Here is a 9,285-nt window from a genome sequence, read left to right as displayed (position 1 = left end):
GTGTAGGGGCGGGGGGGGGCGAGTTTGGCGGCGACGCGCGGCAGCAGGTCGAGGTAGTAGCCGCCGCCCCAGGAGTCCCCGGCCAGCTCGGGCTCCCAGTCCCAGTCGCGGAAGCCCCAGAGGTTCTCGTTGTTGCCGTTCCACAGGACCAGGCTGGGGTGGGACATGAGGCGGACAACGTTGTCGCGGGCCTCCGCCTCGACCTCTCCGCGCAGCGGCTGCTCCTCGGGGTAGGCGGCGCAGGCGAAGAGGAAGTCCTGCCAGACCATGAGCCCGAGTTCGTCGCAGGCGTCATAGAAGGCGTCGTCCTCGTAGATCCCGCCGCCCCAGATGCGGACCAGGTCCGCTCCGGTGCCGGCCGTCTGGCGCAGCCTGGTGCGGTACCGCTCGGGGGTGATGCGGGAGGGGAAGGCGTCGTCGGGGATCCAGTTCACCCCGCGGGCGAAGATCCGTTCGCCGTTGACGACGAAGGTGAACCCGGTGCCGTGCTCGTCCGGGGAGCGGTCGACCGTGACGGTGCGGAAGCCGATCCGGCGCTCCCAGGAGTCCAGCGGCTCGCCGGTCGCGTCGAGGAGCGTCAGGGTCAGGTCGTACAGCGGCTGATCGCCGTACCCGCGGGGCCACCACAGGGCGACGCCGGGGACGTCCAGGGTCAGGACGGCGTCGTTGCCGTCGGTCTCGGTGCGGGCCTCGACGCCGGCCACCGAGGCGCGCAGGCCGAGGCGGCGGCCCTCGCCCCGCGCCGTGCGCTCCAGTGTCACGTGGATCTCCACCCGGCCGGTGCCGTCGGCGACGGTCACCAGCGGCCGCACCTGCGCGAGGCGGGCCGTCGACCACCGCTCCAGCCGGACCGGCCGCCAGATCCCGGCGGTGACCAGGGTGGGGCCCCAGTCCCAGCCGAAGTTGCAGGCCATCTTGCGGATGTACTGGAAGGGTTCGGGATAGACGTTGGGCCGGTCGCCGGTCCGCGCGCGGACCGCGGCCGCCTCGTCGTAGGCGGACGCGAAGTCCACGCGCAGCGTGCCCGAGGCGCCGGTGACGTCGAAGCGGTGACGGCGGTGCATGTTGCGGGTCCGGCCCAGCTCCCGTCCGTCGACACTGATGACCGCCGCGGTGTCCAGGCCGTCGAAGACCAGGTCGGTGCGTTCGTGCCCGTCGGCCGCGGTGTCCTGCGGGTCGAGGGCGCGGCTGTACGTCCAGGCCCGGCGCCCCACCCAGGCCACCTCCCGCTCGTTCAGGCCGAGATACGGGTCCGGGATGACGCTGGCCGCGAGCAGGTCGGTGTGGACGCAGCCGGGGACCTGGGCGGGCAGCGGCGTGCCGTCGTGGTGGAGGCTCCAGCCCTCGGTGAGCCGGATGACGTCCTTCATGTGCGCTCCTATCGGCGAAGCGGGGCGGACTGGGTACGACATCGCCAACCTAGCGCCCTGTTGATGAACCGGTCTAGTCCCCTTTCCCGGGCGCCTTGGACGGATATCCGCCCAGGTGGAGACGGCATATGGCGACAAATAACCTACCTTGGAGGTAACGATTGAGTATCGCGCCCAACTTTTGAGCTTTACCGGTTCACTGCCGACTGCCATAGTTCCGTCAACCACGGAGCCCGAGCCGTGATCCTTGGAAGGAGTGGGGCACATGGGGAGGAAGACGCTGAGCGCCGCCGTGCTGACCACCGCGATGCTGGCCGTCGCAGGGTGCAGCGCGGGAGGTGCTCCGTCGCAGGAGAGCGCCACCGCACCGTCGGACCCGGCGTCCGTCTCGGGCACCATCACGGTCCTGACCCACCGCACCGACCTCGTGCAGGACGGCACGATGAAGCGGTACGCGGAGCAGTTCGGCAAGGTCTACCCGAAGGTGAAGGTCAAGTTCGAGGGCATCACCGACTACGAGGGCGAAGTCAAGATCAGGATGAACACCGACAACTACGGTGACGTCCTGATGATCCCGGCGGCGATCTCCAAGGGCGACTACCCGAAGTTCTTCGCCCCGCTCGGTGACACCGCCTCCCTGCGGGCCACGTACCGCTTCACCGACAAGACGGACGTCAACGGCAAGACCTACGGCATCGCCACGTTCGGCACCGCCGACGGCTTCGTCTACAACAAGGCCCTGTGGAAGAAGGCCGGCATCACCACCTGGCCCACCACCCCGCAGCAGTTCCTCGACGACCTGAAGGCGATCCGCGACAGGACCGGCGCGACCCCCTACTACACCAACTTCAAGGACGGCTGGCCGCTCAGCAGCCCGTGGACCAACAGCGTCGGCTCGGTCAGCTGCGACGCCAAGGCCTCCGACGCGCTGGCGGGCACCGACAAGCCGTGGGCCGCCGGCAGCGACCTCAACGTCATCGACACCCTGCTGTACGACATCGTCCACGACAGGCTCGCCGAGAAGGACCCGACCACCACCAACTGGGAGAACTCCAAGTCGCTCCTGGCCAAGGGGAAGATCGGCAGCATGCTGCTGGGCTCCTGGGCGATCACGCAGATGCAGGACGCCGCGAAGAAGGCCGGCACCAGCCCCGACGACATCGGCTTCCTGCCGTTCCCGGTCCAGAAGGACGGCCACTTCTGCGCGACGCTGCTCTCCGACTACCCGCAGGCCGTCAACGTCCACTCGAAGCACAAGGCCGCGGCGCGCGCCTGGATCGACTGGTTCACCGAGAAGTCCGGCTACTCCGCGAGCGAGGGCGCCGTCTCCCCGCTGAAGTCCGCCCCGTTGCCGAGCACGCTGAAGAGCTTCGTTGACAACGATGTCACCTTCATCGAGCGCTCCGAGGCGAAGACCGCCGAGGTCAACGCCATCGACAACGCCGCGGAGATCGGCCTGAACAAGCAGGACTACCGCCAAAAGCTCGTCGACCTCGCGCGCGGCGCCCAGAAGGGCTCGCTGCAGGACTACTTCGCCGATCTGGACAAGCGCTGGGCCGAGGCGCGGCAGACCGCCGGTTCCTGATCCGCCGGACGCGCCGCGGCGCCCGGCCGGAGGGCCGGGGGCACACACCCCGCCACCGGGCTCCCGGCCGGGTGCCCGGTGCGCCGACCGCACGCGCGCTCACCGCGCACGACGAAAGGGCCGCCGACATGACCGACCTCACCCGCACCGCACCACCCGATCCGCTCGCCCGGCCGGGCGGCGGCCGGCTCCGCACGGGGCACGGCGCCGGCCGCCGCCCGGCCTCCCGGCGCCGCTCCTGGCGCGACCACCCGCTGCGCCGCGCCACCCCCTGGCTGTTCCTGCTGGTGCCGCTCGCCCTGCTGATCACGTTCACCTACGTGCCGGTGGGCAACATGATCTACTACAGCTTCACCGACTGGGACGGCGTCAGCCCCGACCGCTCCTTCGTCGGCACGGACAACTACGAGCAGCTGTTCACCCGCCCCCAGCTGTTCCGGGTGTTCGCCGTCAGCCTCTACTACCTGGCCGCCTCCGTGGTGCAGATCGCCGCCGCGCTCTACTTCGCCACGGTCCTCAGCTTCGACCTGCGGCTGCGCAACCTGTTCAAGGGCATCCTGTTCTTCCCCTACCTCATCAACGGCGTGGCGATCGGCTTCGTCTTCCTCTACTTCTTCCAGGACGGCGGCACGCTGGACGCGATCCTGTCCCTGTTCGGTGCCGGCGGCGACCACGCCTGGCTGGGTGACCCGCAGTCGGCGAACACCGCCCTGGCCGGCGTGTCCGTATGGCGCTTCACCGGGCTGAACTTCGTGCTGTTCCTCGGCGCGATCCAGTCCGTCCCCGGCGAGCTCTACGAGGCCGCCCAGCTGGACGGCGCGAGCCGCTGGCAGCAGTTCCGCCACCTGATCGCGCCGAGCATCCGTCCGGTGGTCAGCCTGAGCGTCATCCTGGCGATCTCCGGATCCCTGTCCGTCTTCGAGATCCCGTACATCATGACCGGCGGCGCGACCGGCACGCAGACCTTCGTCATCCAGACGGTCAAGCTCGCCTTCCAGTTCAACAAGACCGGCCTGGCCTCGGCCTGCGCCGTGGTGCTGCTGCTGATCATCCTGCTGATCACGTGGGTCCAGCGGCGCCTGGTGCCCGACGAGAAGGTGGACCTCGTATGACCGCCCCCTCCCCCGCCCTCACCCGCGCGCGCGGCCGGCGCTTCGGTGCGGCCGCGGTGCTGACGTACCTGTCGCTGGTCGTCGCCTCGCTCGTGGTGCTCGCCCCGCTCGCCGTCGTCCTCCTCACCTCGCTGAAGACGCCGCAGGAGGTGGCCGACGGCACCGGCGCGTTGAGCCTGCCGCACGACTGGCTCAACTTCTCGAACTACGCCACGGCGTTCACCGACGGCCACATGCTCCGGGCGTTCGGGAACACGGCGTTCATCCTGCTGTTCTCGATCACCGGCACGGTGCTGATCGGTTCGATGACGGCGTACGCCATCGACCGCTTCGACTTCCGCCTGAAGAAGCTCGTCATGGCCCTGTTCCTGATCGCCACGCTGGTGCCGGGTGTGACGACGCAGGTGGCGACCTTCCAGGTGGTCAACAGCTTCGGCCTGTTCGACTCCCGCTGGGCCCCCGTCCTGCTCTACATGGGCACGGACATCGTGTCGGTCTACATCTTCCTGCAGTTCATCCGGGGCATCCCGACGTCCCTGGACGAGGCCGCGCGCCTGGACGGGGCGAACGCGTTCACCATCTACCGCAAGATCATCTTCCCGATGCTGAAGCCGGCGATCGCCACCGTGGTGATCATCAAGGGGATCACCACGTACAACGACTTCTACATCCCCTTCCTCTACATGCCCTCCGAGGACAAGGGCACGATCTCCACGGCGCTGTTCCGCTTCAAGGGGCCCTTCGGCGCCCACTGGGAGGACATCTCGGCCGGTGCCGTCCTGGTCATCCTGCCGACCCTGCTGGTCTTCCTGTTCCTGCAGCGCTACATCTACAACGGCTTCGCCCAGGGGGCGACGAAGTAGCCGGCCGGAGGGCGGCGGTCCCCGCCGGAAGGAGCACGGGGATAATCCGTGGGTGACCGCCCTTCGACCTCTCCCGCGACCTGCTCCGCGTCCCTCCGCGCGTCCCGCGTGGGCCGGGCGCAACTACGTGCTGCTCACCGGCGCCGCCGTCGTCTCCGGGCTGGGCGGCTCCGGGGCGCTGGTGGCGTCCGCCTTCGCGGTGCTGGCCGGGGGCGGGTCGGCGACCGACGTGGGGCTGGTGGCGGCGGCCCGGACCGTCCCGCTGATCGTGTTCGTGCTGGTCGGCGGGGCGCTGGCGGACCGGCTGCCCCGGCACCGGGTGATGGTGGCCGCGAACGCGCTCAGCTGCGTCTCGCAGGGGCTTTTCGCCGTGCTGGTGCTCACCGGCACCGCCCGGGTGTGGCAGATGGCGGTGCTGGCCGCGCTGGGCGGCACCGGGCAGGCGTTCTTCTCCCCGGCCGCCGAGGGCATGCTGCTGGCCACGGTCCGGGGCAGCCGGTCCGGCCGGGCCTTCGCCGTCTTCCGGATGGGGGTCAACGGCGCCGGCATCCTCGGCACCGGCCTGGGCGGTGCGCTGGTGGCGGCGGTCGGGCCCGGCTGGGTGCTGGCGCTGGACGCGGCGGCCTTCGCGGTCGCCGGAGCGCTGCGTGCCTTCCTCGACGTGCGCGCCGTGCCGGAGCGCACGGGCGGCACGAACCTGCTGGGCGATCTGCGCGGCGGGTGGCGGGAGGTGGTGGGCCGGCCCTGGCTGTGGTCGATCGTGCTGCAGTTCTCCGTGGTGAACGCGGTGGTCGCGGCGGCCGAGACGGTGTACGGGCCGCTGGTCGCGCGGGAGCGGCTGGGCGGGCCGCAGCCGTGGGGGCTGGCCCTGGCGGCGTTCGGCGTGGGCACGGTCCTGGGCGGGGTGCTGATGACGCGCTGGGCGCCCCGGCGCCTGTTGCGGGCCGGTGTCCTCGCGGTGCTGCCGCTGGCCGCGCCGTCCGCGGCGCTGGCCGTGCCGGTGCTGGCGCCCGTGCTGGTGGCGGTGATGCTCGTGACCGGGGTGAGCGTCGAGGTGTTCGCCGTCTCGTGGATGTCGGCGCTGCACCAGGAGATACCGGAGGAGAAGTTCTCCCGGGTGTCCTCCTACGACTGGCTCGGCTCGCTGGCGCTGGTGCCCCTGGCCACGGCGGTGGCCGGTCCGGTGCAGGACGCGGTGGGCCGGCCGGCCGCGCTGTGGGGCTGCTCGGGGCTGGTGCTGGTGCTGACCCTGGCGGTGCTGTGCGTGCCGGACGTCCGCCGCCTGGTGCGCCGCAGGGAACCGGCGGTGACGGCGACGGCCGCCGCGTCGGGGTCGGTGTCGGCCGGACAGCCGGTGCCGGATGCGGCGGCCGGGCAGGAGGCCGGTCCGCTCGCGTCGCCCTGAGCCCGGGCGTCCTGCGGTGGGCGGCACACGTGGCGCGGCGGTCGGGACCGTCGCGCCACGGATGTGCGGGTGAGGTGGGGCGGCCGCGGCGCTCAGCTCGCGGCGCAGGTGACGGTCGGCCAGGTGGTGCTGCCGTTCTTCTGGATGGTCACGCCCCAGGTGTTGCCGCTGCCGTTGGGCTTGGCCACCAGCGTCTGCGCGTCCGGATAGCTCGCGCTGACGTTCCAGGTCGCCATCACCTTCTCCGGCGAGGGCACCTTCATCGTCACCGTCCAGTTGCTCGCACCGCTCACCGTGACGTTCAGGTTGTAGCGGTCGCTCCACACCTGGCCCGCGGACAGCGTCGCGGTGCAGCCACCGGTGCCGCCGCCACCGCCCCCACCGCCGGTGGAACCCCCGTCGGGGGCGACCGCGCGGCCGGTCTGCGGGGAGATCATGCCGGCGCACAGGCCCTTGGCCGCCAGGGTCTGCGCGATGCGCGGGATGGCGGCCAGGGTGTTGGCGGGCCACTCGTGCATGAGGATGATCTGCCCGTTGGTGAGCCGGCCCACGGCCTGCACGATGGCGTCGGTGCTCGCGCCGTTCCAGTCCTGGGAGTCGACGTCCCAGATGATCTCCGTCAGCCCGTACTTGGCCTCGACGGACTTCACGGTCTGGTCGGTCTCCCCGTAGGGCGGGCGGAACAGCTTGGGCGTGCCGCCGCCCGCGCCGGCGATGGCCTGCTGGGTGCGGGAGATCTCCGAGTCGATCTGCGCCTGGCTCTGCTGGGTGAGGTGCGGGTGGGTGTAGCTGTGGTTGCCGACCCACATGCCGGCGTCCACCTGGGCCTTGACCTGGGCCGGGTAGGCGGCGGCGTACTGGCCCTCGTTGAACATCGTGGCCCGCAGCCCGTTCTGCTTCAGCGCGTTGAGCAGGGCCGGGGTGTGGTCGTTGGACGGGCCGTCGTCGAAGGTCAGGCCGACGTACCCGGTGCAGCCCGCGGCCTGGGCGGCGGTGGCGTCGACGGTGCAGACGCCGGCCGTGGCGAGCAGCGCGGCGCCGGCCAGTCCGGCGAGCAGGGGGCGCAGCGGCCGGCGCGCCGCGATGCGCGGGTGCCGGGTGCGCATGTGCGGGGTGCGCATGTGCGGTGTCCTCCTCTCGTTGCCGTGGGGTGCTCAGCCGGTGCTGCAGCTGACGGTGGGCCAGGTGGTGCTGCCGTTCTTCTGGATGGTCATGCCCCAGTTGTTGCCGCTGCCGTTGGGCTTCGCCACCAGCGTCTGCGCGTCCGGATAGCTCGCGCTGACGTTCCAGGTCGCCATCACCTTCTCCGGCGACGGCACCTTCACCGTCACCGTCCAGTTGCTGGAACCGCTGACCGAGACGTTGAGGTTGTACCGGTCGCTCCACTGATCGCCGGCGGACAGCGTCGCGGTGCAGCCACCGGTGCCGCCGCCACCGCCGCCACCGGTGTTGCCGCCGGAGGAGTCGCCGATCGTGATGTTGGAGCTGCCGCTGCTCTGGTAGCCCTCGGTGGCGAGGATCATGTAGTTGAAGGTGCCGAGCGGCATGCCGTGGGCGGCCCAGGCGTCGAAGTGGTTGCCGGTGGTGATGGTGCCGCCCGTGCGCTTGGTCTGCCGGACGCTCCAGTACTGGTTGAAGGTCTTGGTGCCCTCGATGGAGGGGGCGTTGTAGCGGGTGGTCTCGTAGATGTCGTACGTGCCGCCGTCGCTGGTGACCGTGCCCTTGTAGGTGCCGGTGGGCCGGTAGGTGCCCCAGTTGTCGACGATGTAGTACTCGACGAGCGGGTTGGTCGACCAGCCGTACAGGGACAGGTAGGCGTTGCCGGACGGGTTGAACGTGCCCGAGTAGGTCACGCTGCGGCGGCCGCCGGTGCTCCAGCCCTTGCCGGCCACGAAGTTGCCGGTGTTGCTCCACTGGGTGCTGTAGTTGCCGCCGGCGCCGGTGTTCATGGAGACGGTGCCCGGGCTGTCGGTCCAGAACGAGTAGAAGTACCCGTTGTTGGTGCCGGTCTGGTTCGAGGTGATCGTGTCCGCCTGGGCGGTGCCCGCGAGGGCCAGCGCGGCGACGGCTGCCAGGGCGAGGGCCCACGCGGTTCTGACGAGCAGCCGGAGACGGCCGCCCGGGCGGCCTTGGGGACGGGCGAGCGTGGTCATGGGTGTGCTTCCTCCTCGCTGTGCGGTGCGTGAGGTGACGACGCCCGAGTGTTGGCCTGCCCCTGACAACTGTCAACAGTTTCGGTAGTTATTTCGAAACCTTCGCCCTGCCGGAGTCGGCTTGTTGATCGGTGTTCGCACAGGTCACCCGGGGTATACGGCGACCAGGACAAAGGAAGGCTTTCGATCGCCACCGTATCGAGATCACGTGAGGCAGCAGTTGATTCGAAACTTTCGAAGCCGGTTGTGCGGCACCGCTGTTCTCAGCGGCGGCTGGAGACCCCGTAGTACTGCAGGTCCTGCACGGCGACCGTGCGCCGTACCGGATAGCGGGTCGTGACGGCGGCGACGGTGCGGCCCGCGCGGCTCACCACGGCCTCGGTCAGGCCGGGGCCGAGCGGCAGTGTCCGGGCGTGCACGCCGACGGGGGCGCGGTAGGTGTGGGGCGTGGTGCCCACGCGCGCCGAGACCGTCGCGGGCGCGGTCAGGAAGGTGAGCACTTCGGCCTGGTCGCGCGGCGGCGCGGTGCCCGGACGCGGGCGCATGGGGCGGGGCTGGAGCGCGGCGGGGGCGGCGGCGGTGAACTGGGCGCGGGGGGGGACGTACACGGGGTCGCGGGCGAGCGGCGGCCCGGCGCCGGGCTTGCAGCGGGGGGGGGAGCAGGGGGGGAGGTCCCGGTACGGGTGGCCGCTGTGCCGCGCGGGGGCGCACCGGCGGCCCCCGCCGCAGTCGTTCCCCGTGGTCCCCTGCCCCCACGCCGCGCCCCCGGCGCTCGCGTGGTTCCCCCCCGCGCGCCG

Annotated in this window: 8 protein-coding genes; 4 read left to right on the top strand and 4 right to left on the bottom strand. The window is 71.0% G+C overall.

Annotation, left to right across the window (positions count from 1 at the left end):
- The coding region (locus GV126_RS32080) for a glycoside hydrolase family 2 protein (RefSeq protein ID WP_369123914.1) at positions 1–1,370 on the bottom strand (1,370 nt) is incomplete at its 3' end.
- A 265-nt stretch (positions 1,371–1,635) separates the two neighbouring features.
- Here GV126_RS32080 and GV126_RS32075 point away from each other — a divergent pair.
- The 4 genes from GV126_RS32075 to GV126_RS32060 all read left to right on the top strand — a co-directional run bounded on the left by GV126_RS32075 (position 1,636) and on the right by GV126_RS32060 (position 6,335).
- The gene (locus GV126_RS32075) at positions 1,636–2,955 is read left to right on the top strand and encodes an ABC transporter substrate-binding protein (protein ID WP_159674417.1); all 1,320 of its coding nucleotides are present in this window, start codon (positions 1,636–1,638) and stop codon (positions 2,953–2,955) included.
- Positions 2,956–3,083: 128 nt separating this feature from the next.
- Positions 3,084–4,067, top strand: a complete 984-nt coding sequence (locus GV126_RS32070) for a carbohydrate ABC transporter permease (protein WP_159674415.1) — start codon at positions 3,084–3,086, stop codon at positions 4,065–4,067.
- On the top strand, positions 4,064–4,930 hold the full coding sequence (locus GV126_RS32065) for a carbohydrate ABC transporter permease (RefSeq protein ID WP_236570323.1): 867 nt from the start codon (positions 4,064–4,066) through the stop codon (positions 4,928–4,930). Before GV126_RS32070 ends, GV126_RS32065 begins: the two co-directional genes overlap by 4 nt.
- Positions 4,931–4,982: 52 nt before the next feature.
- Positions 4,983–6,335: an MFS transporter gene (locus GV126_RS32060; RefSeq protein WP_159674413.1), complete on the top strand. Its 1,353-nt coding sequence runs from the start codon at positions 4,983–4,985 to the stop codon at positions 6,333–6,335.
- 92 nt (positions 6,336–6,427) lie between these two features.
- Here the strand turns inward: GV126_RS32060 and GV126_RS32055 are convergent, their stop codons facing one another.
- The 3 genes from GV126_RS32055 to GV126_RS32045 form a co-directional block, all read right to left on the bottom strand.
- Entirely contained in the window at positions 6,428–7,441 is a 1,014-nt protein-coding gene (locus GV126_RS32055; protein ID WP_159674423.1) for a polysaccharide deacetylase family protein, read from the bottom strand.
- 48 nt (positions 7,442–7,489) lie between these two features.
- The gene (xynA, locus tag GV126_RS32050) at positions 7,490–8,488 is read right to left on the bottom strand and encodes an endo-1,4-beta-xylanase XynA (RefSeq protein WP_159674411.1); all 999 of its coding nucleotides are present in this window, start codon (positions 8,486–8,488) and stop codon (positions 7,490–7,492) included.
- Between the two features lie 263 nt (positions 8,489–8,751).
- Positions 8,752–9,096: a hypothetical protein gene (locus tag GV126_RS32045; RefSeq protein ID WP_159674409.1), complete on the bottom strand. Its 345-nt coding sequence runs from the start codon at positions 9,094–9,096 to the stop codon at positions 8,752–8,754.
- Positions 9,097–9,285: the final 189 nt, after the last annotated feature.

The organism is Streptomyces mexicanus (assembly GCF_902506575.1).
GTDB lineage: Bacteria > Actinomycetota > Actinomycetes > Streptomycetales > Streptomycetaceae > Streptomyces > Streptomyces mexicanus.
This window is presented reverse-complemented; position numbering and strand designations above follow the sequence as displayed.

What these genes read in the sequence shown, in the direction of transcription:
- GV126_RS32070 (WP_159674415.1), top strand. Translation starts at nt 3,084, where the DNA reads ATGACCGACCTCACCCGCACCGCACCACCCGATCCGCTCGCCCGGCCG.
- GV126_RS32055 (WP_159674423.1), bottom strand. Translation starts at nt 7,441, where the DNA reads ATGCGCACCCGGCACCCGCGCATCGCGGCGCGCCGGCCGCTGCGCCCC.
- xynA (WP_159674411.1), bottom strand. Translation starts at nt 8,488, where the DNA reads ATGACCACGCTCGCCCGTCCCCAAGGCCGCCCGGGCGGCCGTCTCCGG.
- GV126_RS32065 (WP_236570323.1), top strand. Translation starts at nt 4,064, where the DNA reads ATGACCGCCCCCTCCCCCGCCCTCACCCGCGCGCGCGGCCGGCGCTTC.
- GV126_RS32075 (WP_159674417.1), top strand. Translation starts at nt 1,636, where the DNA reads ATGGGGAGGAAGACGCTGAGCGCCGCCGTGCTGACCACCGCGATGCTG.